This is a genomic window from Nonomuraea sp. CX421, from assembly GCF_059358955.1.
This window is the reverse complement of the sequence record NZ_JCADBK010000007.1, coordinates 132660-158486: the sequence shown is the minus strand read 5'-3', so window position 1 is coordinate 158486 and position 25827 is coordinate 132660. Positions and strand designations below refer to the sequence as shown.

The 25827-nt window shown below is 71.0% G+C and carries 22 protein-coding genes; 14 read left to right on the top strand and 8 right to left on the bottom strand.

Annotated elements, in window-relative coordinates:
• Positions 1 to 2: 2 nt before the first annotated feature.
• Entirely contained in the window at positions 3 to 416 is a 414-nt protein-coding gene (locus tag AC5L3X_RS15630; protein WP_494857580.1) for a nitroreductase family deazaflavin-dependent oxidoreductase, read from the bottom strand.
• Positions 417 to 506: 90 nt separating this feature from the next.
• Between AC5L3X_RS15630 and AC5L3X_RS15625 the strand changes: the two genes are divergently transcribed.
• Positions 507 to 1118: a TetR/AcrR family transcriptional regulator gene (locus AC5L3X_RS15625; protein WP_494857579.1), complete on the top strand. Its 612-nt coding sequence runs from the start codon at positions 507 to 509 to the stop codon at positions 1116 to 1118.
• A gap of 189 nt (positions 1119 to 1307) precedes the next feature.
• Here the strand turns inward: AC5L3X_RS15625 and xseA are convergent, their stop codons facing one another.
• Together xseA and AC5L3X_RS15615 are read right to left on the bottom strand one after the other, a co-directional pair.
• Positions 1308 to 2576 (bottom strand): exodeoxyribonuclease VII large subunit, encoded by a 1269-nt coding sequence (gene xseA, locus AC5L3X_RS15620; RefSeq protein ID WP_225263037.1) that lies wholly within the window; start codon positions 2574 to 2576, stop codon positions 1308 to 1310.
• Positions 2577 to 2602: 26 nt separating this feature from the next.
• Complete coding sequence (locus AC5L3X_RS15615) at positions 2603 to 3634, bottom strand: DUF8129 domain-containing protein (protein ID WP_494857578.1); 1032 nt, start codon at positions 3632 to 3634, stop codon at positions 2603 to 2605.
• A gap of 100 nt (positions 3635 to 3734) precedes the next feature.
• Here AC5L3X_RS15615 and AC5L3X_RS15610 point away from each other — a divergent pair, with 100 nt between their 5' ends.
• Complete coding sequence (locus AC5L3X_RS15610) at positions 3735 to 4700, top strand: 4-hydroxy-3-methylbut-2-enyl diphosphate reductase (protein ID WP_189124169.1); 966 nt, start codon at positions 3735 to 3737, stop codon at positions 4698 to 4700.
• Here AC5L3X_RS15610 and AC5L3X_RS15605 read toward each other — a convergent pair.
• The gene (locus AC5L3X_RS15605) at positions 4697 to 5206 is read right to left on the bottom strand and encodes a DUF6542 domain-containing protein (protein ID WP_189124170.1); all 510 of its coding nucleotides are present in this window, start codon (positions 5204 to 5206) and stop codon (positions 4697 to 4699) included. The two genes, AC5L3X_RS15610 and AC5L3X_RS15605, sit on opposite strands and share 4 nt — an antisense overlap.
• A gap of 14 nt (positions 5207 to 5220) precedes the next feature.
• Positions 5221 to 6477 carry a DNA recombination protein RmuC gene (locus AC5L3X_RS15600; RefSeq protein WP_494857577.1) on the bottom strand — a complete coding sequence of 419 codons (1257 nt, stop codon included), beginning with the start codon at positions 6475 to 6477 and terminating at the stop codon, positions 5221 to 5223.
• A gap of 99 nt (positions 6478 to 6576) precedes the next feature.
• Between AC5L3X_RS15600 and AC5L3X_RS15595 the strand changes: the two genes are divergently transcribed.
• Together AC5L3X_RS15595 and ychF are read left to right on the top strand one after the other, a co-directional pair.
• The gene (locus AC5L3X_RS15595; protein ID WP_494857576.1) at positions 6577 to 7314 is read left to right on the top strand and encodes a hypothetical protein; all 738 of its coding nucleotides are present in this window, start codon (positions 6577 to 6579) and stop codon (positions 7312 to 7314) included.
• A gap of 82 nt (positions 7315 to 7396) precedes the next feature.
• Positions 7397 to 8476, top strand: coding sequence for a redox-regulated ATPase YchF (gene ychF / locus AC5L3X_RS15590; protein ID WP_494857575.1), 1080 nt, complete (start codon positions 7397 to 7399; stop codon positions 8474 to 8476).
• Positions 8477 to 8482: 6 nt separating this feature from the next.
• On the opposite strand, the gene AC5L3X_RS15585 is transcribed toward ychF, so the two are convergent.
• Genes AC5L3X_RS15585 through AC5L3X_RS15575 form a run of 3 tightly spaced genes read right to left on the bottom strand, consistent with a single transcriptional unit; the run spans position 8483 to position 11848 of the window.
• Positions 8483 to 9694 (bottom strand): ABC transporter permease, encoded by a 1212-nt coding sequence (locus tag AC5L3X_RS15585; protein WP_494857574.1) that lies wholly within the window; start codon positions 9692 to 9694, stop codon positions 8483 to 8485.
• A 46-nt stretch (positions 9695 to 9740) separates the two neighbouring features.
• Positions 9741 to 10901 carry an ABC transporter permease gene (locus AC5L3X_RS15580; RefSeq protein WP_494857573.1) on the bottom strand — a complete coding sequence of 387 codons (1161 nt, stop codon included), beginning with the start codon at positions 10899 to 10901 and terminating at the stop codon, positions 9741 to 9743.
• Positions 10902 to 10912: 11 nt separating this feature from the next.
• Complete coding sequence (locus AC5L3X_RS15575; protein ID WP_494857572.1) at positions 10913 to 11848, bottom strand: ABC transporter ATP-binding protein; 936 nt, start codon at positions 11846 to 11848, stop codon at positions 10913 to 10915.
• 164 nt (positions 11849 to 12012) lie between these two features.
• Between AC5L3X_RS15575 and AC5L3X_RS15570 the strand changes: the two genes are divergently transcribed.
• The 10 genes from AC5L3X_RS15570 (at position 12013) to AC5L3X_RS15525 (ending at position 25781) form a co-directional block, all read left to right on the top strand.
• On the top strand, positions 12013 to 12327 hold the full coding sequence (locus AC5L3X_RS15570) for a hypothetical protein (RefSeq protein ID WP_189124176.1): 315 nt from the start codon (positions 12013 to 12015) through the stop codon (positions 12325 to 12327).
• 359 nt (positions 12328 to 12686) lie between these two features.
• Positions 12687 to 13706 carry a conjugal transfer protein gene (locus tag AC5L3X_RS15565; RefSeq protein ID WP_189124177.1) on the top strand — a complete coding sequence of 340 codons (1020 nt, stop codon included), beginning with the start codon at positions 12687 to 12689 and terminating at the stop codon, positions 13704 to 13706.
• A gap of 81 nt (positions 13707 to 13787) precedes the next feature.
• On the top strand, positions 13788 to 14033 hold the full coding sequence (locus AC5L3X_RS15560; RefSeq protein WP_225263094.1) for a hypothetical protein: 246 nt from the start codon (positions 13788 to 13790) through the stop codon (positions 14031 to 14033).
• Between the two features lie 55 nt (positions 14034 to 14088).
• Complete coding sequence (locus AC5L3X_RS15555; protein ID WP_494857571.1) at positions 14089 to 17064, top strand: TcpE family conjugal transfer membrane protein; 2976 nt, start codon at positions 14089 to 14091, stop codon at positions 17062 to 17064.
• A gap of 47 nt (positions 17065 to 17111) precedes the next feature.
• A complete protein-coding gene (locus AC5L3X_RS15550; RefSeq protein ID WP_494857570.1) occupies positions 17112 to 19592 on the top strand; it encodes an ATP-binding protein in 2481 nt (826 codons plus the stop codon).
• A complete protein-coding gene (locus AC5L3X_RS15545) occupies positions 19589 to 21949 on the top strand; it encodes a type IV secretion system protein (protein ID WP_494857569.1) in 2361 nt (786 codons plus the stop codon). Before AC5L3X_RS15550 ends, AC5L3X_RS15545 begins: the two co-directional genes overlap by 4 nt.
• Before the next feature lie 2 nt (positions 21950 to 21951).
• Complete coding sequence (locus AC5L3X_RS15540; RefSeq protein WP_494857568.1) at positions 21952 to 22581, top strand: hypothetical protein; 630 nt, start codon at positions 21952 to 21954, stop codon at positions 22579 to 22581.
• 17 nt (positions 22582 to 22598) lie between these two features.
• Positions 22599 to 23672, top strand: coding sequence for a C40 family peptidase (locus AC5L3X_RS15535; protein ID WP_494857567.1), 1074 nt, complete (start codon positions 22599 to 22601; stop codon positions 23670 to 23672).
• On the top strand, positions 23669 to 24061 hold the full coding sequence (locus tag AC5L3X_RS15530) for a (deoxy)nucleoside triphosphate pyrophosphohydrolase (RefSeq protein WP_494857566.1): 393 nt from the start codon (positions 23669 to 23671) through the stop codon (positions 24059 to 24061). The genes AC5L3X_RS15535 and AC5L3X_RS15530 overlap by 4 nt, the downstream gene beginning before the upstream one ends.
• 64 nt (positions 24062 to 24125) lie before the next feature.
• On the top strand, positions 24126 to 25781 hold the full coding sequence (locus AC5L3X_RS15525) for a hypothetical protein (protein ID WP_494857565.1): 1656 nt from the start codon (positions 24126 to 24128) through the stop codon (positions 25779 to 25781).
• The last annotated feature ends 46 nt before the right edge of the window (positions 25782 to 25827 follow it).

Below are 25827 nucleotides of genomic sequence, written 5' to 3'. Positions count from 1 at the left end.
GCTCAGGCGTTCTGGCGCTCCAGGGCGACCACGGGGATGCGCCGGGTGGTCTTGGCCTCGTAGTCCGCGAAGCCGGGCGCGATCTCGACCATCCGGGCGTAGAGCCGGTCGCGTTCCTCGCCGTCGATCACGACCGCCTCGGCCTCGAACGTCTCAGTGCCGATCTCGGCCGTGACCCTCGGGTTGGCCCGCAGGTTGTGATACCACGCCGGGTGGTTGTCGGCTCCGGCGTTGGAGGCGATGATCACGACCCTGTCACCGTCGCGCAGATACATGGCCGGGGTGGTGGCCGGCCGGCCGGTCCTGGCTCCCCTGGTCGTGAGCAGGACCAGGGACGAGCCCTCGAACGCCCCGCCGACCAGGCCCTCGTTGGCGCGGAACTCGTCGATGATCTGCTGGTTGAAGTCGTTCGGCATGCAGGCTCCCATTGAATCGGAGGGTTCTCCGCTTATTTCAGGGAAGCCTATCCGGAGGCTTTTCCGGTTACAACCGATAAGCTCTCACGCGTGTGCGGACGCCGACCGCTGCCGATGATCGGACAGCCCCCACCCGAACGTGCCGACGCCGCGCGCAACCGCCAGAAGATCATCGAGGTCGCCTCCCGCATGATCGCCGAACACGGCGCCGACCAGCTGTCCCTCGACGAGGTGGCGAAAGAGGCGGGCGTCGGCGTCGGCACCGTCTACCGCCGCTTCGGTGACCGGGCGGGGCTGGTGTGGGCGCTCATCGACGAGCGGGAACGCCGCTTTCAGCAGGCGTTCCTGAGCGGGCCGCCACCGATCGGCCCCGGAGCCCCGCCCGCCGAACGCATCCGCGCCTTCCTGAGCGCCGTCGTCGACCGGGTGATGGACCAGGAGGATCTGTTCCTGCTGGTGGAGCTGGGATCGCCGAAGGCGCGCTTCGGCGGACCGTACAAGGTGCATCACACCCACCTGGCCAGCCTGCTCGCCCAGGCCCGTCCTGGCGCCGACGCCCGCTTCCTGGCCGACGCGCTGCTCGCCTCGGTCAACGCCCATCTGATCTGCTACCAGCGTGACGAACGGGGCATGTCCGTCGAGGCCATCAAGTCGGCACTCGACGACCTGGCCCTCTCGGTGACCGGCGGTCCGCCCGCCTGAGGCACGGGTCCGGGGCGAGCCGGTCGAGCGGTTCCGCCCGCCTGAAGCACGGGTCGGGCGGCCCGGTCGAGCGGTCGGTGAGCCTGATGGGTCGGCTCGACCGCGCCCCGGGAACTCCTGCGCGCCTGCTCGTGATGGGGCCGAGGTGTCCGTACGTATCGGGAATCACACCGGCGCGGCTGAGACCCGTCAGGCCGGGTCGGCGGGCTTCTTGCGAGGCTTGCGCGGCTTGGCGGCGGGGGTGTCGTCGCCGCCCGGTGCCTCCGCGCGGACCGTCAGGCGGTCGTCGGTGAGCCGGATCGTCAGCAGGGCGCCAGGTGAGACGTCCTTGGCCAGGCGTACGACGTCACCGGACGGGTGCTGGACGATGGCGTAGCCGCGTTCGAGCGTCGCGGCCGGCGACAGGGCGACGAGACGGGCGCGCAGGTGGGACAGGGAGTCCTCGGCCCGGTCGAGAGAGCCGGCGAGCGAGCGTCTCGCCCGGTCGCGGAGGGCCTCGGCCTGCTCGGCCCGGCGTTCGAGCTCGCGTACGGGATCGGCGAGGGAGGGGCGGGAGCGGACCGACGTGAGCCACGAGGTCTCCCGGTCGAGCCAGCCGCCGACGACCCTGCGGCCCCGGTCGCGGAGCTGGCGCACCAGGGTCAGCTGCTCGCCCACGTCGGGCACGACCTTCTTGGCGGCGTCGGTCGGGGTGGACGCGCGCACGTCGGCCACCAGGTCGAGCAGCGGACCGTCCTGCTCGTGACCGATCGCGCTCACCACGGGAGTGCGGCAGGCGGCCACCGCGCGGACCAGCGTCTCGTCCGAGAACGGCAGCAGATCCTCCAGCGAGCCGCCGCCACGGGCGATGACGATCACGTCGATCGACGAGTCGGCGTCGAGCTTGCGCAGCGCCTCGGTGACCTCGCCCACGGCGTAGGGCCCCTGGACGGCCACTTCCTCGACCTTGAAGCGCACGGCGGGCCAGCGGCGCCGGGAGTTCTCCAGCACGTCGCGCTCCGCCGCCGAGTCACGCCCGCAGATCAGCCCGACCGTGCCCGGCAGGAACGGCAGCCGCCGCTTGCGGTCGGTGTTGAACAGCCCCTCGGCGGCCAGCAGCCGGCGCAGCCGCTCCAGGCGGGCCAGCAGCTCGCCGACGCCGACAGGGCGGATCTCCAGCGCGGTGAAGGCGAACGAGCCCTTGTTGATCCAGAAATCGGGCTTGACGTGCACCACGACCCTGGCGCCGTCGGCGGGACGCGGCAGGGCCGCCTCGTAGACGCCGCGCGGCGCGGTGACCCGGGCCGACACGTTGGCCACCGGATCGCGCAGCGTCAGGAACACCGTGCCGCCGCGTGCCGTCAGGTCGGTGATCTGCCCCTCGACCCAGACCGTGCCCAGCTTGCCGATCCAGCCGCCCACCATCTGCAGGACGGTGCGGATCGGCAGCGGAGACTCGGGCGACGTCTTCGAGGTCATGCCGGAAGACTACGGTGCCGGACCGACTATTCCCCGGCGCGCAGCTTGGTCAGCCGGTTCTCGAACATCCGGATGACCTCGGGCCGCGCGGCCGTCGCCTGCTCGTACGCCAGCAGCTCGGTCATCTGCTCGGCCGACTTGCCGCGCATCCTGGCCCGCAGCGACGCCACGGTCAGCCCCGAGTAGCCCGGCAGCGGCTCGGCCGGCCCGGCGCCTCCGGCGGCAGCCTTCGCCGGCTCCGCCACCGCCTTGGTCTCGTCCTCGGTCTTCTCGGCGGTTGCGGCCTTTCCGGCACCCGCCGTCTTGGCGGAGTCCTCGCCCTTCGCGGCGGTCTTGGGCTTGGCCGCGGTCTTGGGCTTGGTGGCGGCCTTCGGCTTGGCGGCAGCCCTGGACTTCGTAGCCGCCTTCGGCTCGGCCACGGGCTCGGCGGCCGTGCTTGCGGCCGTCTCGGCCACCGGCTCAGTGGTGGCTTCGGTGGCGGGCGTCACGGCCGTCGGCTTCGGCTTGACGGGCTCGGCACCGGCGGGCGGCTCGGCCGCGACGGCGGGCTCCGCCGTAGCGGCGGCCGGCTCAGCACCGGCCGGCGGCTCGGTGGTCGTGGCCGCGGCGGGCTCGGTCTTGGCGGCCTTGGCCTGCTCCGCGGGCGCGGCGGGCGCGGCCTTGGACTCGCCGGCGGGCGCGGCAGGCTCGCCCTTGGCGGGCTTGGCGGGCGCGAAGATGACCGGCTCGGGCGTGGTCTTGGCGGACCCGTTGGCGGCGGCCGGCTCCGCCGAGGGGCGCGGCGCGAAGATGACCGGCTCCCTGCGCGCGGGCTTGGTCTCCTCGACCGGCGCGGGCGCCGCCACCTGGTCGGCGGCGGAGGGGCGGGAGTCGTACGACTCCTCCTTCTCGCCCTTGCCGGCCAGGCCCTTGAGCGAGCTCTTCATCCGGTCGACCAGGAGCAGTGCCTGACCGGCGGCGCTCAGCGTGGACTGGACGACGAGGAGCGGAAGCTCTTTCGCCTTCTCCTTGTCGGTGACGGACTTGGTGATGTTGCGTATCACGTCGCTAAGGGACATGACATCTCCCTGGGAGGTCAGTATTGGACGGCCAGTCTGGCAAACGGCGGGCAAGCGTGCACGCGCGGGCCTGTCGGCCGCTCCACGTAGCATAAGAAGTATGGAGCCCCAGTCCCGCACTTCCCGCCGTGTCCTTGTTGCCAAGCCGCGCGGCTACTGCGCCGGAGTCGATCGAGCCGTGGTAGCGGTCGAGAAGGCTCTGGAGCAGTACGGTGCGCCGATCTACGTGCGCAAGCAGATCGTGCACAACACCCACGTGGTCAAGACACTCGAGGCCAAGGGCGCCATCTTCGTCGAGGAGACCGAGGAGGTGCCCGAGGGCGAGATCGTCGTCTTCTCCGCCCACGGAGTCTCGCCCGCCGTGCACGGCGAGGCGAAGCAGCGCGGGTTGCGCACCATCGACGCTACCTGCCCGCTGGTGACCAAGGTGCACAACGAGGCGAAGAGGTTCGCCGGCCAGGACTACGACATCCTGCTGATCGGCCACGAGGGTCACGAGGAGGTCGAGGGCACCTCGGGTGAGGCGCCCGACCACATCCAGCTGGTCGACGGCCTCGAATCGGTCGGCAAGGTGCAGGTCAAGGACCCGTCCAAGCTGGTCTGGCTGTCGCAGACCACGCTGTCGGTCGACGAGACGGTCGAGACGGTCGCCCGGCTCAAGGAGCGTTTCCCCACGCTGATCGACCCGCCCAGCGACGACATCTGCTACGCCACCCAGAACCGCCAGGTCGCGGTCAAGGAGATCGCGGCGCGGTCCGAGCTGGTCATCGTCGTCGGCTCGGACAACTCCTCCAACTCCAAGCGGCTGGTCGAGGTGGCCAAGGAGTACGGCGCCGACGCCGCCTACCTGGTCGACAACGCCACGTTCATCAAGGACGAGTGGCTCGACGGCGTCACCACGGTCGGCGTCACCAGCGGCGCCTCGGTGCCCGAGGAGCTGGTCGACGAGGTGCTCGCCCGGCTGGCCGGCCACGGCTTCGCCGACGTCGAGCAGGTCGAGTCGGTGAAGGAGAGCATGAGGTTCGCGCTGCCCCACGAGCTGCGCAAGGATCTCCGGGCCTCCTAGTCCTCGCCGCGCGGCGTCCCGTAGACCTTGGGCTCGAAGTAGCCCTCGGGCTCGGGCACGAACGGCTGGCGCGGGCGCGGCACCTCAGCGCCCGCGCGGAGCTCGTCACGCAGCTCGCGTACGTTGTCGCGCAGGCCGCGCCGCCAGGCCACGCCGAGCACGACGGCCGAGCCCGCGAACAACCAGGGGGCGCCGTTCGACAGCGAGCTGTACAGGCCGAGCGCGAGTGACTGCGCGATCGAGATCGAGACGAGCGCCCGGCCGAGCTCGACGAAGAACGTCGCCGCGAAGAACACCAGCGGCGGCGTGACGACCAGCGACAGCAGCTCGCGCGGGTTGACCAGCAGCACCCCGAGCAGGCTCGCCAGCACGAACGCCACCCCGGTGACGATCGGCAGATCGACCAGGGCGGCCAGCACATAGCCCGCCAGAGTGGCGATCAGGGCGAGCGCGATGGCGCCGCGGGCGGTCAGCTTCACCGCTGAACGCCGGCCTTTCTCACTCACTGGCCCCGCCCCCCTTACTGCGACCCGTGGGCCAACTTACCGTTCACGTGCGAAATGAGAGACGAGGTTTCGAGCAGTTCGGGCGAGGCCAGCGGCCTGGGCAGGTCTTCGAGCATCTCGGGGGAGTCGAGCTCACCGTCGACAACTCCCAGATCGTGAAGTTTGCGCGCACTGACCAGGACGCGGCTTTCGAGCGATCCCACAGTCTTGTTGTACGCCTCGACCGCCCGGGTGAGCGACTTGCCCAGCGACTCTACATTCCTACCCAGTGACGACAGCCGTTCGTACAGCTCCTTGCCCAGCTCGAACACCGCGCGGGCGTTCTCGCTGAGCGCGGCCTGCTGCCAGGCGTAGTGCGCGGTGCGCAGCATCGTGATCAGCGTGGTCGGGGTGGCGATGTGCACCCGCCTGGTCATCGCGTACTCCAGCAGACCGGGATCGCGCTCCAGCGCCGGCGCCAGGAACGCCTCGCCGGGGATGAACAGCACCACGAACTCGGGTGACGGATTGAACGCCTGCCAGTAGGTCTTGGCGGACAGCCGGTCGACGTGCTCGCGTACGTGCCGGGCGTGCGCGTCGAGACGGACGGTGGCCAGCGACTCGTCGGACGCCTCGGCGGCCTCCAGGTAGGCGGCCAGCGACACCTTGGAGTCGACCACGATGTTCTTGCCGCCGGCCAGCCGCACCACCATGTCGGGCCGCATCGCGCCCTCGGTGACCTGCTCGTCGAAGTCGCAGTGGCGCTGCATCCCGGCGATCTCGGCCACCCGGCGCAGCTGCAGCTCGCCCCACCGGCCACGCGCCTCGGGCCGTTGCAGCGCGCGCACCAGCGCCGTGGTCTGGGAGCGCAGCTCCACGTTGCTCTGCCGGACGAACTCCATCTGCTTGGCCAGCTCGGCGCGGGCCGCCCGCTGGCCGGACTCGGTGTCACGCAGCTGCGCCTCGACCCGGGCGAGCGCGTCCTTCAGCGGCTCGACCAGGTGCTCGACGGCCTGCCTGCGCTGGTCGAGGTCGCCGGTCGCCTCCACGCGGCTGGCGTTGAGCCTGGTCTCGGCCAGCTCCAGGAAGCGGAGGTTGTTGACGTCGAGCGCGCGCGCCGACAGGGCCTGGAAGCGCTCGGTCAGCTGCTCCTCGACGTAGACGAGCTTGTCGGCCGATGCCTTGGCCCGCGCGTCGGCCTCGGCCACCCGGACCGCCGCGCGAGTGCGGGCCACCAGGAACCCGATGGCGAACCCGGCGACGAGTCCGAGGAGAAGCGAGACGGCGTCCACTCCATCGATGATTGCAGGACATCGGGCTCGGATCCGCCAGACACGCTTGCGCGGCCCCCCTCCGTCACGCACAGTATCCCTATGATTACGGGGATCCGTATGGTGGTGGCACTCCTCGCGACCATCGCCATCGTGTCCGGGGTGGTGGCCGCGGCGTTGGCGCTGACCGGAGGCGGCGCCCGCACCGGCTCGCCGGAGCCGTCGATGAGGGTGGTGTCCGCCCAGCCGCTGCGATGGTCCCCGGGCGCCTGTGTGCGCAGGTCCGGCGACAGATATGACCTGACAGGGTGCGACAGCGGTCAGTCCGAGGTGGTGGCCGTGGCCGCCGACCCGCCGGGCCTCGGTCAGTGTCCCGACGACACCGATGACGTCGTCCGCATCGGCGACGCCCGTACGGCCTGCGTGCGTGACTTCCGTGCTCCCCACGCGGGCGTCCCGGGCGGTGGCGGCGGGGTGCTCAGGGCCGGCGACTGCGTCGCGCTCGACGGCCGCGAGCGGCCGTGTTCACGACCCGGCTGGTACGGCAGGGCCATCGCGGTCACCCGCGAGGCGGCCGGTTGCCCCGCGGCCACTCTCGACACGTTGACCGTGGACGGCGTGATCTGTCTCGGCGGCGGCGGCCGGGTGCTGGAGCGCGGCATGTGCGTGGCCCGGCCCGCCCGCGACGTGGTGACCAGGTCGGCGATCACTCGCGTGGCCTGCTCGTCCGGCCGGGCGTGGGCCCAGGTGAGGTCCTTCGAGTCGGCGCCCGCGCGCTGTCCGAAGGGAGCCGACCACTACCTGGAGAGCCGGGGGGCCTACCGGCCGGTGACCTGCCTGCGTCTGCGCAGCAAGTAAACTCGCTGCACGTGAGCGAGCGTAGCGAGGCAACCATCCAACACTGCAGCCCAGGGCGCGTGCGGCCGGTTAAGGAGGAGGCATGAGCCTCTCGATCGGCATCGTCGGCCTGCCCAACGTCGGCAAGTCGACGCTCTTCAACGCGTTGACCAAGACCGGCAACGCGCTCGCCGCGAACTACCCGTTCGCCACCATCGAGCCCAACGTGGGCATCGTGGGCGTTCCCGATGATCGGCTGCCGGTGCTGGCCGGGATCTTCGGCTCGGCCAAGGTCCTGCCTGCCAAGGTGGAGTTCGTCGACATCGCGGGCCTGGTCAAGGGCGCCTCCGAGGGGCAGGGGCGGGGCAACCAGTTCCTCGCCAACATCCGCGACACCGACGCGATCTGCCAGGTGATCCGGGTCTTCGGCGACCCCGACGTGACGCACGTCGACGGCGAGATCTCCCCCAAGCGCGACATCGAGACGATCAACACCGAGTTGATCATGGCCGACCTGCAGACGGTCGAGAAGGCCGTTCCGCGCCTGCAGAAGGAGGCGCGCAACAACAAGGACAAGAAGGCCGCGCTGGAGGCCGCCGAAGAGGCCCTGAAGGTCCTGGAGACCGGCAAGACCATCTTCGAGAGCGGTCTGCTCGACCGTGAGGAGCTGCGCGAGCTCCACCTGCTGACGGCCAAGCCGTTCCTCTACGTCTTCAACCTCGACGCCGACGAGCTGATCGACACGGCGCTGCGCGAGCAGCTGTCGACTCTGGTCGCCCCGGCTGAGGCGGTCTTCCTCGACGCCAAGATCGAGTCCGAGTTGGTCGAGCTCGACGAGGAGGAGGCGCTGGAGCTGCTGCAGTCGGTGGGCCAGGAGGAGTCGGGCCTGTCGCAGCTCGCCAGGGTCGGCTTCGAGACGCTCGGTCTGCAGACCTACCTGACGGCCGGCCCCAAGGAGACCAGGGCCTGGACGATCCGCAAGGGAGCCACCGCCCCCGAGGCGGCCGGTGTGATCCACACCGACTTCCAGCGCGGTTTCATCAAGGCCGAGGTGGTCTCGTTCGACGACCTGGTCGAGGCCGGTTCGATCGCCGCCGCGCGTTCGGCGGGCAAGGCGCGCATCGAGGGCAAGGACTACGTCATGCGCGACGGCGACGTGGTCGAGTTCCGGTTCAACGTGTAGGGCGGGTCAGCGGACCAGCGCGCGGCGCAGGCACCAGCTGCCGAGCGCGAAGAGCACCGCCGCGTAGCCGGCCAGGACACCGAGCTGGGACGAGATGCCGGGCAGGTCGGCGCCGTGCCGCACCAGCTCGGCGAAGCCGTCGTAGCCCCAGGCGTGCGGGGTGAGGTGGGCGATCGTCCGCAGGGTGCCCTCGAAGGAGTCGAGCGGCACCATGGTGCCGCCGAGCGCGCCGAGACCGAGCCCCAGGATCACCGACACGGAGATCGCCACGCCCTCGTTGCCGACCAGCGCTCCCAGGAGCGTCGCCGCGCCTCCTCCCACCAGTGCGAACAGGATCACCATCGCGGCGGCGCCGAGCGGATCGCCCCAGTCGACCCCGAACAGCACGGCCGAGCCCAACATGATCAGCAGGCTCTGGAGGAGGGCGATGGCCAGCCGCCCGGCCGCCTCTCCCGCGACGATGGTCCTGGCGGGCGTCGGCGAGGCGTACATCCTGCGGGAGATGCCGAGCCGACGGGTCTGGACCAGCCCGATCGAGGCGGTCAACGCCGTCAGGAAGGTGTAGAGCAGCAGCAGAGGCGGCGCGGAGAAGGCGAACTGGCCGAACCCGGGTGGGATCTCGCTCCGCCCGACGGTGACCACCTTCACGTCCACCCCGGCGTTGCCCGAGGCCAGGCGCAGGCTCTCGTCGAAGGCGGAGGCGGCTCCGGCGTCCGCTCCGGCGTCCGCTCCGGCGTCCGCTCCTGCGTCCGCTCTGCCTGCCGTGCCGCCTTCCGCGGCGCCGAACTGGGCCGCCTTCAGCACGGCGGCTTCCCGTGAGACCGCCCACCGCACCCGGCTGCCCAGGTCCGCGGCCGCGGGGTCACCGGGGCGGCTCACGTATCTGACTTCCGCCCGGCCGCCGGCGCGGAGCGTGGCCTCGTACCCGGCGGGGATCACCAGTCCGCCGTGCAGCCGGCCGCGTTCGACGTCGGCGAGCAGGCGTTCCTCGCTGCCGAACCGGGCGACCTGGATGCTCGGCGAGCCGAGGGAGGTGGCCAGCCGGTCGGCGAGCGGCGTCGTGCCGCCGGCGACCCCGATGTGCAGTTGACGGCCGCCGCCGAACAACAGTCCCATCAGGAAGATCATCACGAACGGAGTGATGATCACGAAGAAGATGTTGCTCCGGTCCCGGAAGAGCCGGCGTACGTTGAGAAGCGCGATGGCGAGCGGTTTCATCGGATGTCCTTTGCTGGAGAACCGGGCTTCAGCCCTGGGGGGTAAGTCACGTGCGGGTCATCCCGCCGACACGGGTCAGGGCGAGCCCGCCGGTGGCGGCGGCGATGGCGAGCAGGACGAGGACCGGCGTCAGCAGCGCGCCGGGAGACAGACCGGCTGCCAGGTCGGCCAGACCGGTCAGAAACCACCGGTGCGGCGTGAGATGGCTCGCCACCTCCAGCACGCCGAGCTGGGGGATCGGGAACAGGGCGCCGCCGAAGACACCGAGAACCATGGCGACCACGGATATCCGGTTGGCGGCCTGTTCGGAGGTGTTGGAGAAGCCGGCGACCGCCGCCGCGATGCCGGTCACGGCCAGCACGCCGGCGATGACGAGGGCCGCGACACCGAGCGGCGGCCCCCATCGGGCGCCCATCAGCCAGGTGGAGGCGGCCACGACCACGGCCATGCTCATCAGGCCGATGAGAATCCCGCCGAGCGCCTTGCCGCCCAGGACAGCGGCCCGGGAGACCGGAGCGGCGAGGACCCGGGCCAGCACCCGCGAGCGCCGCTCCTCGAAGACGGCGGCCATGACGAACATGGCGACGAAGAACTGGAAGAAGATCGCCATCCCGGCGGCGTGGTAGGTGGCCGTGTCGAGCTGGCGGCGGGTCGCGGAGGTGTCGGAGACCAGCGTCAGGGGCGCGGCCACCTCCTGCGCGCGTCGGGCGAGGCGGCTGTCCCGTTCCTCGTCCACCGGCAGGCCGCGTGAGGCGGCGAGCACGGCCAGCCGGATCGACTGCCGTTCCATCGCGAAGGCCTGAGCCATCTCCCTGGCGACCTGTACGGCGATCGGGGCGTGCGCGCCGCCGATCACCTCCGGCGTGGTGGCCGAGGAGAAACCGGCCGGGATCACGAACACCGCGTCGGCCTCCTTCCGCTCCAGCAGGCGGGCACCGTCCTGGACGGAGGAGACCCGCTGGAGGCTGACGGTGCCGCGTCGCTCCAGGGGTTCGAGCACCTGCCCGACGAAGGCCGTGGCGTCGGGGCCGCGGTCGAGGTCGGCGACCGCGTACCGGGCGTTGAAGCGGCTGCCGTCGCCGCCGCCGAGCATCAGACTGAACAGGAAGGCCAGGCCGAGCGGCAGGAGGACGCCGAAGAGCAGGAGCGTGCTGTCACGTGAGCGCTGCCGGAGATCCTTGAGGAGGATGGCCATGACGGGAGGCATCGGTCGGCTCCTCAATCCCGCAGTGCTTTGCCGGTGATGTGCAGGAAGACCGATTCGAGGTCCGGCTCGCGCACCTCGACCGACCGCACCTCCACCCCCGCCTCGCCCAGCGCGCCGATGATCGCGGGTAACAGGCTGCGCGCCTCGTTCACGATCAGCTCCAGGTCGCCGTCCTCGCCGCCCGCCTTCAACACCCCCGGAAGGTCCCGCAGAGTGGGTACGGCTCGCGCCGCTCCGTCCGCGACCCGCAGGATGACCCGGTCGTGCTCGTCCAGCAGGCCGACCAGTTCCCGGCGCGTCCCCTCGGCCAGCATGTGGCCGGCGTCCACGATGCCCACCCGGTCGCACAGCCGTTCGGCCTCCTCCATGTAGTGCGTCGTGTAGAGGGTGGCCACGCCCTCGGCCGCCAGGCGCTGGACGCTCTCCAGGATCGCGTTGCGGCTGTGCGGGTCGACGCCGGCGGTGGGCTCGTCCAGCACCAGCAGGCGTGGCCGGTTGAGCAGCCCGATGGCGATGTTGAGCCGGCGCATCATGCCGCCGGAGTACTTCGTGACGGCCTCGTCCGCGCGGTCGTGCAGCTCGACGAGCTCGAGCACCTCCGTGATCCGCGTTCTCGCGGGGCGGGCGGTCAGGCCGTACAGGTGCCCGAAGAAGCGCAGGTTCTCCCTGGCCGTCAGGTCCGGGTACAGGGCCAGCTCCTGCGGCACGTACCCGATCAGTGCCTTGGTCTTCACGGACGTCACGTCGTGCCGCAGACCGTCGATCAGCACCTCGCCGCCGTCGCGGTCGAGGACGCCCACGACCATCGAGATCGTCGTGGTCTTGCCCGCGCCGTTGGGGCCGAGGAGTCCGTAGGTCTCGCCCTCCTCGATGGCGAAGCTCATGTGGTCGACGGCGAGGAGGTCGCCGTAGCGCTTGGTCAGGTCGGTGATCTCCAGGACTGGCATCGTGGCCCTTCCGTTCTCTGGTTCACTACAGTAGTAATGAACCAGAGAGGTCAGGAAAAGTCCAGCGGGCATTGTCTGATTCCGGGACAGATGAGACGTCAACCACCGTGCTCCCCCGCGCGTCGAATCGTCACGGCGTTCACGCTGACTCGGGAGGCCCCCTCATGATCCGTCGCATCATCCAGAAACGACGTCCCGCCCCGTCACTGGCGGGCATCAGCCTCGAAGAGGAGCTCGCCCTGCTCAGGGTCGAGCTCATGTACGGCCTGCGCGTCAACCGCGAGGCCTACCTGCGAAGGAAGGTGGACGAGCGAGAGGAGCTCGCGTCGCGGTTGCGTGAGCGCGACGCCACCGCGATGCTCGCCGACCTGCGTGGCTCGCTCGAGCGGGCGCTGCCACGCAACGGGCCGGCGGCGCCCGTGGTGGACCTGCGCAGCAGAAGGCAGCCGACCTCCCTTCAGGATCCCGAGCCGGCCTGACCACGCCGTACGGACCGGCCGCATGCCCTCGGCGGGTATGCGGCCGCTCGCGTCTTATACCAAATGCGTAGTTCGGGACAGTCCCTACGCCAATCGGACAGGAATGTCTGGCCGGCGGGTAATGCGGTCAGGCGTCTGGCCTGGCCAAATGCCAATTGGGGATGATTGTGGAGGTACTGGGCACTCCTTCGCGTCATGCGTACTCGGTTTGCCCCCGGACGGCGATGCCTGCAGCATGGGCGTGGCTTTCCTGGAACAATGGCGGAGACCGGATAGGGTGACTGCTTCACCACGGATGATGGGGATCGGCAACGGACGACACCGCGCCAGCCGGGGGGACGGGCGCGAGCGGAGGCGTGATGGCTCGTAGGTCAACCGTCCAGCACGGTCCTCGGATCGCTGGCGACCCCGAGCTTTCGGCACGCCCGGACATGGCCGACTACGACGCGCCGCCGCCGCGCAGGTCGCGGCGGGGCTGGTCGGGCGGCGGCGGGCGCTGGCTGGTCTGGATGGGGCGCATCATTCTTTGGGCGCTTATCGTGGTTATCGTCGTTAATGGGGTCCGTGCCCCATTTGAGAGGTTTACTCAGCAGGAGGCCGCGGCGCCGAATGGCGTCGTCGACGTCCACCACGGATTCCCGGTCGACCGGGGCATGGCGTTCGCCGCACAGTTCGCCGGCGTTTATCTGAATTTCAACCCGGCCGACGCCGCGAGCAGGGCGGGCAAACTGGAGGCGTTCCTGGCCGAGGGCATGTCGCCCCAGCTGGGCTGGGACGGCAATGGCAAGCTGTCGGCCGTGGCCATTCAGCCCTACGACATCCGGGCCGACGACGCCAGCAACGCCGTCGTCACGGTGTCCTTCCAGTCGGGGGCGCGCAGGCTCATGCTGTCCGTCCCGATCTACTACTCGGGTGACGACGATGACGGCGGCAGGTTCGTGGTGTCCGGCCGGCCTGCCATCCTGCCCGCGCCCGCACCGGCCGACCTGCCCCAGATCGCCGAGCCGGAGGGTGACGACGTCGCCGCCGCCGAGCTCAAGCCCCAGCTGGAGGGGTTCTTCAAGGCGTACGCCTCAGGTGACACCGCGGGGCTGCAGCGCTACCTCGCCGTCGGCAAGAGCCTGCCGAGCTTCGGCGGCGCGTTCACGTTCGGCGGGCTCCAGGAGCTGGTGGTGCCTGTGGGGGGTGCCACGCGAGAGATCAAGGCAGTGGTGGTGTGGGTCGTGCCGACCGGCGCGGCGCCACCGACCGACCCCAACGCCACGGACCCGAGCGAGGTGGCCGGCCGCCTTGAGCAGGCCTACCACCTCACCGTCGAGAAGCAGGGCGACAAGTGGTACGTCAACGACATCCGCGGCGCCGGTCGGGCTGTTGGGTAGACGTACGACCACGCTGCTGATCGGCACCCCCCGGGAGGACAAGAAGTGATCTTGAAGACCGTAGTGCTCAACCTGATCGAAATGACGCCGTCACCCGCTCCGACCGGCGTCAACACCGAAGGACTCGCCAGCTTCCTGCGCGCGTTCTTCGCCCCGCTCTTCCTCGTCGTCGTCTCGGTGGTCGCGCTCTTCTTCCTCTTCACGCGTGAGATCACCCGATTCGTGCAGTTCCTCATTCTGGCCGTGGCCATCGGCGTGATCTTCTACGTTCCCAACATTATCGAGGTGACGGCGAAGGCAATCGCGGGCGCATTGGGCATCAAGTAAGGGGTTGGGACCGCTCCGCGGCGGTCATGAACGAGCGGGTGGAGAGGAGGACCGCGTGGACCTGCCCACGTACACCAACATCTGGCGAATCGAGAAGCGGCTCTACAAGCTGTACGACCTACGGCTGCCGATGCCGCTCCCCATCGTCTGGATCGGTGTGTTCGTCGGCGTGTTCGTGCCGTGGTCGCTCCTGTTGTTCCTGGTCGGCGTGCCGGTGGCGATGCCGTGGCACGTTCTCTATCTCGTGCCGCCCGGGATCGTGACCTGGCTGTCCACCCGGCCCGTCATCGAGGGCAAGCGCCTCACCGAGCTCCTGGAGTCGCAGCTCCGCTACCTCGGGCAGCCGCGCGCCTGGTACCGTCTCGCGCCCGCCACCGAGCCCGAGACGATCACCTTCTCCGGCCGCGTCTGGCACACCATGCCGGCCCGCGTACGCGTGAAGAAGCGGCGCAAGGCGCGCCAGCCCAAACGCTCGGCCCAGCGGGCGGGCGGGCCGCGCCAGGTGCGTCCCGCCGTGGCCGCCGCCGCTGCCGCGGCCGCCCAGGCCCCGCTCGCCGAGCCCGCGTCCAGCCGCTCAGCCCGGGGTTCCGCCTCCCGCCGAGGCACCGCCCCCGCCCTCTCACAGGATCTTCACGCGGTGCGTGGCGAGGTCGTCACGAAGGACGCCTCGCCCATGCGGTGGGGGGAGTTGTCTGTTTCCGGCGATTCCCCAGGCGTCACTCGGGCCCTCGATGCGGGCACCGGCGCGCCCCCCGCTACGGAACTGTCACCGGCCGGAACATCCGCCGTCCGGAGCGCCGCGACGGGTGCCGCCCAGCCCACGACGGGGACCGCCCAGCCCGCTACGGACCGCTCGCCGAGTGGCCCCGAGAGACGTGCCGCCCGGGATGCCGAGCGCGCGGAGGCGCGTGAGCGGTCCGGGCCCACGGTGGGGAAGCCCATCGACACCGAGGCGTTGCGGCGGCTGCGCAGACTCGCGGCGACCGCCGACGCCCAGCCGTCCACACCCTCGCCGGCGTCCGCGACGGTCTCTCCCGTCTCCGACCGCGCGACCTCCGGAGCCTCCACGTCGTCCGGACCGGCAACTGACGGCTCCGCCTCCGATGACTCGACATCCGCCGAGCCCATGCCCGCCGAACCGGTGTCCGCCGAACCGGTGTCCGGCGAATCTGTGTCCGTCGAGTCCGGGGCCGTCGAGTCCGGGGCCGTTGGAGCCGCGCCGGAACGATCGGTGTCTGCAGGGTCCGCGTCTGTGACGTCTGGGTCTGGAGAGTCCGAGTCGGGGGTTGGGGGATCCGCGCCGGATCGGTCGGTGTCGGCCGGGGCCGGAGAGTCTGAGTCCGGGGCCGTTGGAGCCGCGCCGGAACGATCGGAGTCTGCAGGGTCCGCGTCTACGACGTGTGGGTCCGGAGAGTCCGAGTCGGCCGGGTCCTCCTCCGGCGAGCCTGCGGTGGCTGACGCGACCTTCGGAAGGTCTGCGTCGCCCGGGTCAGCGGCTCGTGGGTCCATGTCGGCCGGGTCTGTGTCCGATGGGTCGGCGGTCGGCGATTCGGGGGCCGATGAGCCGGTGCCCGCTGAGTCCGCCTCCACCACGTCCCCGCCGGGTGAGCCCGCGCCGGCCGAGCCGGTGGCCGGAGAAGCGGCTTCCGCTGGGTCGGCGTCCAGCGGGTCGGCGTCCAGCGGGTCGGCGTTCGGCGGGTCCGTGGCTGGTGAGGTGGAGACGGCCCGTGAGGACGAGGTCGCGCGGATGCAGCACCGTAAGGGGCAGCCGCCCCGGCAGGTGCCGCCGCTGGACGCGCGGCGGAGCCGGCCGCAGGCCGGTCAGACGGTCCGACGCGACCAGGGAGCCGGCGCCCCAGTACGGCGTGCCGGTCAGGGCGTCTCGGCCGGTGCTCGTCGCGATGAGGACGCCAGGCGGAACGACCCGGCTCCGGCGGCCCGTGAGGGCAGTGCGCGGCGGGGCGACGAGGTCGCCGACACCGGCGTCACCAGGCGAAACGAAGGCGTAGCGGCTTCGGTGGCTCGTGACGGGGGCACCGGACCGCGGCCTGTGGTGACCGGGTCGCGGGAGGCACGGGTGCGCCGGGTGGAGTCCGTCGTGGGACGTGACTCCGGCGGATGGCGGCGGATCGCCCAGGTGGTCGTCGGCGGCGGCGGGGTGCGGAGCGACGGCTCGGAGATCGACGAGGCCAGGGCGAGAGGGGTGTTCAGCGGCAGCCGCCGGATCGTCGTGCTCGGTTGCACGGGCGGCGCCGGACAGAGCACGACCGCGTTGATGCTCGGCCACACGCTGGCCACCTACCGAGACGACAAGGTGATCGCCGTCGACGCCAACACCGGCGGCAACACTCTGACCAGCAGGATCACGCCGGAGACGCCGGAGACGCTCGCGTCGCTGCTGGCCGGGCTGCACCAGGTCAGCGGCTACCTGACGATGCGCGGCTACACGACCCGTACGGCGTCGGGCCTGGAGGTGATCGGGGCCGACTCCGACGCGGAGGCGGAGCAGCGGCTGACCGATCGCACGCTGTTCTCCGACCACCGGCTGGGGCAGGTCATGCACCTGCTCGACCGGCACTACAAACTGGCCGTCATCGATCCGGCGGCCGCGCTGGCCGCGCGGGTCCTGCCGTACGCGGACCAGCTGGTGCTGGTGGTGCCCGCGAGCGAGGAGGCGCCGGAGGCGGTCGCGATGACGTACGAGTGGCTCGACGGGCACGGGTGCGCGGACCTGCGGCGGCGGGCGGTCATGGTGGTCAACGGGGTGAGCAGGCGTTCGATGGCCGACGTCGAGCAGGCGGAATCGGTGGCCAGCGGCAGGTGCCGGGCCATCGTCAGGGTCCCCTGGGAGGACGACCTGGCGCCGGGTGGCGCCGATGTCGTCGACCCGGGGCAGTTGCGCGCGGCCGGGCGGCGGGCCTATCTCGCCCTCGCCGGTGTCGTGGTCGCGGGCTTTTCGGCACAGACGGTGCGACCGAGCGAGGAGGAGTTGGCGAGTGACCCCCCGGGCACGAGAATCGGTGAGCGATAAGTGAACAAGCGAGCAGGTCTGGCCCGTTCATGCGCCGAGGGGGCGGCATGAGCAGGGCGTCGCGAACGCATCAGCGTCTGGCGGTCCGCTACTTCGACGACCGCATCCTGCTCAACGACACCAGCGCATGGGCGTACTTCCGCCTGCCGACGGTCAGTTACGAGTTCGTCACGCCCGAGGAGCGTGAGGCACTGGCCACCAACATCACGATCGCGCTGGCCGCGATCAGGATGCCCGACGCCGAGGTCCACCTGAGGGTCGCGCACCGCACCTACCCGGCGGCCGAGTGGGCGATGGCCCTCAACGGCACCTCCGACGAGGGCCCGGGATGGCGCGACTACCTGGAGGAGATGTACCGCCACGTCTGGGCGAAGGACTTCTGGTCCAAGGAGGTCTATCTCGGGGTGCGCCTCGGGGTGCGCGGCAAGCAGCTCGGCAGCGGAGTGCTGTCGCAGCTGTTCGGGTTCTACCAGCGGACCGAGAAGGCGCTCGGCCTCGAGGACGACAACGTGCCCGCCGCCGAGATCGGCAGATGGACCGAGCAGGCCGAACGGCTCGGCCGGGCACTCGCCTCCAGCGCCCTCTACGCCCGGCACGCCACCTCGGTCGAGGTGGCGTGGTTGTTCCAGCACGCGGCCATGGGCGCGCTCGGCGACCCGCCGCCGTCGGCCAGCCCGAAGCGGCGCTGGGGCAGGGGGGAGATCGAGTCGCTGGTCGAGGGGGAGATCCACAACGGCAGGTCGCTGCTGCGCGTCGTGCAACCGCAGGGCGACTCCTTCGTGGCCCACCTGTCGTTCGCCCGCTTCCCCGACCTGATGCCGTTCCCCGACGGCGAGCCGTGGATGCACTTCGCCGACCAGTTGCCGTTCCCGGTGGAGATCTCGTCCAGGATGCGGCTGATCCCGCCGGTCAAGGCGTCCAAGGACGTCGCCCGCAAGCTGGCGCACGCCCGTGACATGGACATCCACATCCGAGAGGCGGGCGCCGAGGCGCCGATCGCGCTGGCCGAGCAGATCGACGCGGCCCGCATGCTGGAGCACGGCATCACCAAGGAGCGGCTGCCCTTCGTGTACGGCTGGCACCGCCTGATCGTGTCGGCCCCGACCGAGGACATCTGCGTGCAGCGGGTCGAGGCGGTGGTCGAGCACTACCGCGACATGGGCATCGACGTGGTCAACTCGACGGGCGACCAGTTCTCGCTGTTCCGTGAGGCGTTGCCCGGCGAGAAGGTGGGGGTCAACGCCTACGCGCAGCGGCAGCCGCTGCGCACGATCGCGGGCGGCATGTGCACCGCGACCGTGGATCTCGGAGACCGGCTCGACGACGGCGCCGACGGCTGGCTGGGCCCGTACATCGGTGAGACCGTCGGCCGGGCCCGCAGCATCGTGCACTTCGACCCGCTGCTGGCCGCCTCCCGCAACCGGCCGACGGCCATCGCGATCACCGGCGAGCCGGGCGGCGGCAAGACCACGCTGGCGCTGCTGATGATCTACCAGATGGCGCTGCGCGGGGTCACGGTCGCGGTGATCGACCCCAAGGGCGACGCCGAGTCGCTGGTGCAACTCCTGCGGAAGCGGGGGCGCAAGGCGCGGATCATCCCGCTGGGCTCGGCCTCGCCGGGCCTGCTCGATCCGTTCTCGTTCGGCGACGATCTCGCGGCCAAGAAGACCATGGCCACCGAGACGCTGCGGCTGCTGCTGCCGCGCATGTCGGAGGAGCGCGAGTCGGCGATGATCCAGGCTGTCGCGGCCGTCTCCAACGGCACCGACCCGTCGCTGGGCAAGGTCGTGGAGTTCCTGGAGCAGTCGCCCGACGCGGCGTCGAAGAACCTCGGCGCGGTGCTGCGTTCGATGTCGGAGATGCACCTGGCCAGGCTCTGCTTCGACCCGTCCGGTGGCGAGCAGATCGACAGCGAGGGCTGGACCACGGTGTTCACGCTGGGCGGGCTGACGCTGCCCGACGTGGCGACCGGCCGCGACGACTACTCCTACGAGCAGCGCCTGTCGGTGGCCCTGCTCTACCTGGTCTCCCAGTTCGCGCGCAGGCTGATGAACGGGCTCGACCGGCGCTCGCCCAAGGCGATCTTCCTGGACGAGGCGTGGGCGATCACCTCGACTCCCGAGGGCGCCAAGCTGGTGCCCGAGGTCAGCCGGATGGGCCGGTCCCGCAACACCGCGCTCGTCCTCGTCTCCCAGAACGCCGGTGACCTGCTGAACGAGCAGGTGACCAACTGCCTGTCGTCCGTGTTCGCGTTCCGGTCCACCGAGCGGGTGGAGGTGGACCACGTGATGTCGTTGCTCGGCGTGGAGCCGTCCGAGGAGCACAAGGCGGTGCTGCGCTCGCTGGGCAACGGCGAATGCATTTTCCGCGATCTGGATGGCAGGGCGGGGCGCATCGGAGTAGACCTGATCTCCGAAGAGCTGCTCCGCTGGCTCGACACGAATCCAACGCACGACAAACCCGACGACAGCGGGCATGATGATCTTCAAGGGGGAGTGGGCACCAGAGCGCAGGAGGTGCGGTCATGAAGATCCGGCTACCCAGGCGGCTCGCGTTCGTCCTGGCTCTCATCGTGGGCATCCTCGTGGTCCCGGTCGTCGTGGGCGGCTTCTCGCCGGCCGCCGCGGCTCCGTGTGACCTGTCGCCCGAGCTGACCCCCGAGGTGATCAACAGCGGCGTCGACGGCATGATCCAGCCGCCGACGCCCGAGGGCACCGCCCCGGCGCCCACCACCAACTACGCCCAGTTCGGCATGAGCGGCCAGTTCTGGCACACGTACGACCTGGGCTGCTCCGACATCGCCGCCGTCATGGGCAACGGCTGGGCCAACACGGTCTTCCTGTGGGCCAAGGCGATCGACCGGGTGACGATCACGACCTACCAGGCCGCGGCCACCGAGGGACCGCTCCAGTCGATCAAGGACGTGGTCGACGACATCGTGATCAACCTGTCCAACGCGATGTACTGGCCCTACCTGCGGCCGATCGTGATCCTCGGCGCCATCTGGCTGGCCTGGTACGGCCTGATCCGCAAGCGGGCCACGACCACGGCCGAGGGCGTCATCTGGATGGTGCTCGCCGTCACGGTGGCGACCTGGTTCTTCAGCAGGCCGGGCGACTTCACCGGGCTCGGCAAGGTCGTCACCGACAAGACGGGCGAGGTCGTCAACTCCGCCTTCTCCGGGCTGCCCGGCGCGGGCGGCGCCTCCTGCTTGCCCGGTCCAGGCCAGAGCAATCCCGAGGTCAAGGCGGGCGGCTACGGCCAGGTCGGCACTCCAGGCGTCGACCAGAACGCCGACGCGCTGTGGTCCACGCTGGTCTGCAAGCCGTGGCTGGTCGGCATGTTCGGCACGTCCGATCCCAACGCGCCCGTGGTGCGCGACTACGGCCGGCTCATGCTGGAGACCCAGTCGATCCCCATGCCGCAGGCCGGTCAGGCCGCCGCCGACCCGGCCGCCCACCAGGCGAAGTACGCCGAGATCGCGGAGAAGCTCAAGGGTGATCCGCGCTTCGCCATCTTCCAGGGCAAGGACTGGACCAGCCGGCTCGGGGTGGCGATCGGCGCGCTCATCGCCGCCCTGGTCGCCGGGGTGCTCATCTTCCTGGTGGCGGTCTCGCTACTGGTGCTGAAGGTCGGCTTCCTGCTGTTGCTGATCCTCGGGCCGGTGTTCCTGCTGATCGGGGTCCATCCGGGCAGCGGCCGGATCATCGCGATGCGCTGGGTGGAGATGCTGGTCGGCACGCTGCTCCGGCAGGCCGTGCTGGCGCTCGTGCTCGGCGTGCTCGTGTACGGCTACGCGCTGATCATCTCCACCGCGATGCCGTGGGGGCTGCAGATCCTGTTCATGGCCCTGCTGACGATCGCGGTGTTCTTCTACCGCAGGCCGTTCCAGCATCTGTTCGCCTCGATGAACGGCCACACGCTCACCACCCGGATGCTCGGCGACGCCGCCAGCTCACGCACGCTGGAGCGGTCGTCGGTGGCGCTGCCGCCGGTGGCCGCGGCCCGCATCGGGCGGTGGGGCGCGAGCAAGGCCGAGCCGCTCGTCCAGGCGGCCGCGACGGGCACCGCGGCCGGTGCGGCCGCGGCGGCGGGCGTCGCGCAGGTCCGGGCCCGCGGCGACGAGGCGGGCGGAGCGGGAGTGCAGCCGGGCACCCGGGTGCCCGCCACGGCCGCGCCGCTCAACACCGACCAGCAGGGCGGGAAGGCGGCGGGCCGGCAGGTCCCCGCGCCGCGCAAGGGCGCGGCCCCGCCGCTCAACCTCGGCGGCACGCCGACTCGCACGCACGGCGGCGCCGCCCCGGGGGGCCCGCCCGTGTCGTCGGGCGGGAGCGCTTCGGGGAGTGCTTCGGGCGGGAGCGCTTCGGGTGGTTCCGCGGGCGTCGGCGCCCGGGGTGGCTGGTTCGGCGGGCGTTCGGGCGGTGGGTGGGCGCCGCGCGCCGGCTCCCGGCCCCGGTCGGGCGGCTCGGGCGGTTCGGGCCGTTCGGGTGGTTCCGGCTCTGGCGGGGGCGGGCTGCTCGGCGGCGGTTCGCGCTCCGGTGGCGGGTTGTTCGGCGGCGGATCCCGTTCGGGTGGTTCAGGCTCGGGTGGTTCCGGCGGTGGCGGGTTGTTCGGTGGCGGGTCCCGGTCCGGTGGTTCGGGTGGTTCGCGGTCCGGTGGCGGTTCCGGTTCGGGGGGTTCCCGGTCCGGCGGCTCGGGCGGCTCCAGCAGCCGCCGATCCTCGGGCGGCGGGCCGTTCGGCAGCTCCTCGCGTGCCGCTGACGTGCCGTCGCCGCGCTCCGAGGCACCCCCGCTCTGGCTGCCCAGCCGCCGGAGCAACGGCTCGGGCGGTGACGACCCGCCGGTGCCCTTCTGGCTCAAGCCCAACAGCCCGGACAAGGACTGAACATGGCTCAGCAGGGTGACAGGCGGGGGCTGGCCTTCGCTGCCATCGTGGTGGTGATCGCCGCCGTCGGTCTCTATCTCACGATGTGGCCCGATTCTGGCGAATCGTCCGGTGAGCCTGTCGCGACCGCCAGCACGAGCGGCGCGCCGGCGGTTCCGGTCAACACGCCGCTGGCCACCGCAAGTGACGCGCCGTTCGACATCTACTCCTTCCTGCCCATGTCCAAGGAACAGCTCGCGGCGGCCGCCGACCTGGCCGAGCGGTTCACGGCCGCGTACGGCACCTTCAGCTACGAAGAGGACCCGGTGGCCTACGCCGACCGGGTGAAGGTGTTCACCACGGCCGACCTCGGCAACGTGCTGGCGAGGACCCTCTCCTCGCCAGGCACGGTCGACCGCAACCGCGCCGACGAGGTCGTCTCCACGGCCACGGCCAGGACGAAGGAGATCAGGTCGGTCGAGAAGACGTCCGTCGTCCTCGTCGTCACCGGCACCCAGCAGATCACCGCCAAGAACGGGGCCAGGCAACTCACCGAGGACTACGCCGTCACCGTGAGCCAGATGGGCACCGACTGGCGGGTCTTCGACCTTCAGCCGGCCGGTGACGGCCAGGACGGGGACACCGAGGGGTGAACTTCTCCCGTACCCGCGTGGTCCTGGCGTTAGGCGTCGCCGGGGCCCTGCTGCTCGCACTGATCATCATCTCGCCGATGCTCATGACCTCGATCCCCTCGTTCATCGGCGACGGCGCGACGGACCCCGACTGCACCGGCGGCTCGCAGTCGGGGGAGGCCTCCGACTCGGCCGCCTCCGACATCCCGGCCGACTACCTGAAGCTCTACAAGGAGCACGGAGAGAAGATCGGCGTGCAGTGGAACATCCTGGCCGCGGTCGGCAAGCGGGAGACCGACCACGGCCGATCCGAACTGCCCGGCGTCAAGAGCGGCACCAACTCGTCGGGCGCGGCCGGGCCCATGCAGTTCCTGATCAGCACCTGGGGCGGCAAGGCCAGGATCGAGATGTCCTCCCGCTTCAACGGCTACGCCTCCGACGGCGACGGTGACGGCATCGGCGACGTCTACAACCCGGCCGACGCCATCCTGGGCGCCGCCAGGATGCTCAAGCGCAACGGTGCCCCGGAGCAGGTTCGGCGGGCGCTGTTCGTCTACAACCGGGCCTGGTGGTACGTCGACCAGGTCGAGGAGATCGCCAAGCGTTACGCCAAGTCCGGCGAGGTCGAGGTGCCGCCGCAGGCCGACGACTCGTGCGACGAGCCGCTGGTCGAGGCCGCGCCCAACGACGTGGTCGCCAAGATCCTGTCCTTCGCCCTGGCCCAGCGCGGCAAGCCGTACCTGTGGGGGGGCACCGGGCCCGACGCGTTCGACTGCTCGGGCATCATCTACGCGGCGTACCGGACGGCGGGGCTGTCGATCCCGCGCACCACGTTCGGGCAGTGGCCGTTCGGGGTGAAGGTCTCTCAGGGCAGCGAGCAGCCGGGCGACCTGGTCTTCTTCAACTCGGGGCCGGGCACGGGGCCCGACCGGCCCGGGCACGTGGGAATGGTCGTGTCGAAGGGGCAGATGATCGAGGCGCGGTGCCGCCTGTGCGGGCCGATCAAGGTCACGGGCTACGCGTCACGAGGCAACATCGTGGGCTTCACCCGGCCGCTGCAGAACTCCGACGTGATCGAGCAGCTCACGAGGCTGCGGAAGGCATCTCTATGACAGTCGTCGTGGTCGCCGCGGTGATCATCTCGTCCGACGCGCGGGTGCTCGCCGCGCAGCGGGCCGAGCCGCCCGCGCTCGCCGGAGGCTGGGAGTTCCCCGGCGGGAAGGTGGATCCGGGGGAGAGCGAGTTCGAGGCGCTGGTGCGGGAGTGCCAGGAGGAGCTCGGCGTGCGGATCGCCGTGGGCGAGCGGGTGGGGGGCGACTGGCCGCTGACCGACGGGTACGTGATGCGGGTCTGGCTGGCTTCCGTGGCCGAGGGGACACCTGAGGCCAAGGAGCATCTGGCGTTGCGGTGGCTGGCCCCCGGCGAGTACTACGACGTCGAGTGGTTGGGTGCGGACCACGAGATCATGAAGGCCGTGGAAAGAGTTCTCCAGCAGGATTAGCCCGTCGCTCTCTGCTACATAACGATTACTAGGTGTAATTTGTCGCAGCGGGGGGAAACGCGGCGTGATCAATCGAGGCTGGATCGTGACGGGGGCGTTGATGCTGGTGGCAGCGCCGGTCGTGCCTGCTGCGGCGGCCGGGATGGCGATGGTGCTGGAGCGCGTGGACGTCCCCGCCGGGTTCGGGAAATGGGTCAGGACCGGCGACGTGCTGCGCTTCCAGGTGCGGCTCGAAGGGACCAGCGGCGAGGTCCGCGTCGCGGTCGCCGCCAGCCCGGTCCGCGCCCTGTCCGCCGTCACCTGCCCGGCGGATCAGGAGCCCGTACGGCCCTTCGACGCCGCCCGGATGATCGCGCAGAGCCGGCCGGTCGCGCCGGCTCCGGCTCCTGCCGCGTCCGGTGAGCTGCCTGCATCGGCGCCGGGCATGTCGGGGCTGATGCCGATGGCGGCTGCGGTTCCAGACAGGTCCGGGTCGGCGCCGGCGGCGGCTGTGGTCTCGGGCGGCTCCGGGGCGGTGCCGACACTCGCTCCGGCTTCCGCGTCCGGGTCGAAACCGGCGCCGGTCGTGTCCGGGGTGCTGCCACGACCGGTTCCGGGGGAGTCCGGTACGGCGCCGGCTTCCATACCGGGAACGATGCCGGTTCCGGAGGTGTCCGGGTCGCCGGTCGACACGGGATTGATCCTCAGGAATGAGCGCAGATCGGTGGAGGATCGGGCGTTGGCCGCGGTGCGCGCGCCGGTTCGCCGGGCCGCCATGAACGTGGCCCAGGTGTGTCACCTGGGAGACAGCGCTGGGCAACAGACCGTTGACGTGCGGCTCACCGTGCCGGAAGGGGCGGACGAGGTGGTGCTCGCGAGCGCCGCCCGGATGCCCGGGGCGTCCGGTGGGGCCACGACTCTGAGCGGCACCGCCACGACGTCCGTCGACGGAGCCGCGCCTCCTGCCGGGAACTGGCCGGAGCCTCCTCCCGCGACCTCCGCGATGACCGGCCACGCGACCCGCGTACCACCCCGATCGGGCGATCCGGGGCGCGCGCTGGGCGAGAGTGGACGCACCGGGACCTCGGCCGCCCAGAGCCCCGCCGACGCTCATACCGGCAGGTCGAGCGCGCCGGGCCGGGGCGATGGTCGTGCCGGCCTGCCTGGCGTGGCGGGTCGCGGCGGCCGGGGACAGGTGGCGATCCGGGCTGATCGTGCCGGCACGGCCGACGTCGCGGGTCGCGTGGGCGGCGGTGCCGGTAGGCCGGGTGTGGCCGGTCACGATGGGGCGACGGGTGTGGGTGGCCTGGCTGCCGTGTCCGGGCGTGCCGCCCAGCGTGCGGGGATGCGAGCGGTGAACACCGGGGAGAACGCTGTCGCCGAGATGCGTGCGGGATCTTCCGGAACGGGTGCGGCGATGCCTTCGCAGCAGGCAGGGATCAGTACGACGCCGTCCGGCGGGCAGCCCCTCGTCATGCCGCAGGCCCAGCAGCAGCCGGTTGACGCGGCCCCGCAGCCCTTTGTCGCCGCGCTCGAAAGCAGCGGGTCGGCCGAGCTGGGAGCGCCGTTGCCGCGCCAGATCGCCGTCTCCACGAGCCGGGCGCAGCGGCTGGAGCCGGCGAATCCGCTGGCGGGGGCACGGGGGGCGCCGGCCGTCGCGGGGGGCATCGCGGTGCTGCTGGGCGGACTGTGGGTGGTCGCCTGGAAGCAGCGCGCACGTATCCGGAAAATGGAACAGTAGATCGGTCTTTACTGTTACTTTGACCCGACTAGTATTCCCTTGACCA

Excerpts from the sequence above, each read along its gene's own strand:
- AC5L3X_RS15630 (WP_494857580.1), bottom strand. The coding sequence starts at position 416 with ATGCCGAACGACTTCAACCAGCAGATCATCGACGAGTTCCGCGCCAAC.
- xseA (WP_225263037.1), bottom strand. The coding sequence starts at position 2,576 with ATGACCTCGAAGACGTCGCCCGAGTCTCCGCTGCCGATCCGCACCGTC.
- AC5L3X_RS15615 (WP_494857578.1), bottom strand. The coding sequence starts at position 3,634 with ATGTCCCTTAGCGACGTGATACGCAACATCACCAAGTCCGTCACCGAC.
- AC5L3X_RS15610 (WP_189124169.1), top strand. The coding sequence starts at position 3,735 with ATGGAGCCCCAGTCCCGCACTTCCCGCCGTGTCCTTGTTGCCAAGCCG.
- AC5L3X_RS15595 (WP_494857576.1), top strand. The coding sequence starts at position 6,577 with ATGGTGGTGGCACTCCTCGCGACCATCGCCATCGTGTCCGGGGTGGTG.
- ychF (WP_494857575.1), top strand. The coding sequence starts at position 7,397 with ATGAGCCTCTCGATCGGCATCGTCGGCCTGCCCAACGTCGGCAAGTCG.
- AC5L3X_RS15585 (WP_494857574.1), bottom strand. The coding sequence starts at position 9,694 with ATGAAACCGCTCGCCATCGCGCTTCTCAACGTACGCCGGCTCTTCCGG.
- AC5L3X_RS15580 (WP_494857573.1), bottom strand. The coding sequence starts at position 10,901 with ATGCCTCCCGTCATGGCCATCCTCCTCAAGGATCTCCGGCAGCGCTCA.
- AC5L3X_RS15575 (WP_494857572.1), bottom strand. The coding sequence starts at position 11,848 with ATGCCAGTCCTGGAGATCACCGACCTGACCAAGCGCTACGGCGACCTC.
- AC5L3X_RS15570 (WP_189124176.1), top strand. The coding sequence starts at position 12,013 with ATGATCCGTCGCATCATCCAGAAACGACGTCCCGCCCCGTCACTGGCG.
- AC5L3X_RS15565 (WP_189124177.1), top strand. The coding sequence starts at position 12,687 with ATGGCTCGTAGGTCAACCGTCCAGCACGGTCCTCGGATCGCTGGCGAC.
- AC5L3X_RS15560 (WP_225263094.1), top strand. The coding sequence starts at position 13,788 with ATGACGCCGTCACCCGCTCCGACCGGCGTCAACACCGAAGGACTCGCC.
- AC5L3X_RS15550 (WP_494857570.1), top strand. The coding sequence starts at position 17,112 with ATGAGCAGGGCGTCGCGAACGCATCAGCGTCTGGCGGTCCGCTACTTC.
- AC5L3X_RS15545 (WP_494857569.1), top strand. The coding sequence starts at position 19,589 with ATGAAGATCCGGCTACCCAGGCGGCTCGCGTTCGTCCTGGCTCTCATC.
- AC5L3X_RS15540 (WP_494857568.1), top strand. The coding sequence starts at position 21,952 with ATGGCTCAGCAGGGTGACAGGCGGGGGCTGGCCTTCGCTGCCATCGTG.
- AC5L3X_RS15530 (WP_494857566.1), top strand. The coding sequence starts at position 23,669 with ATGACAGTCGTCGTGGTCGCCGCGGTGATCATCTCGTCCGACGCGCGG.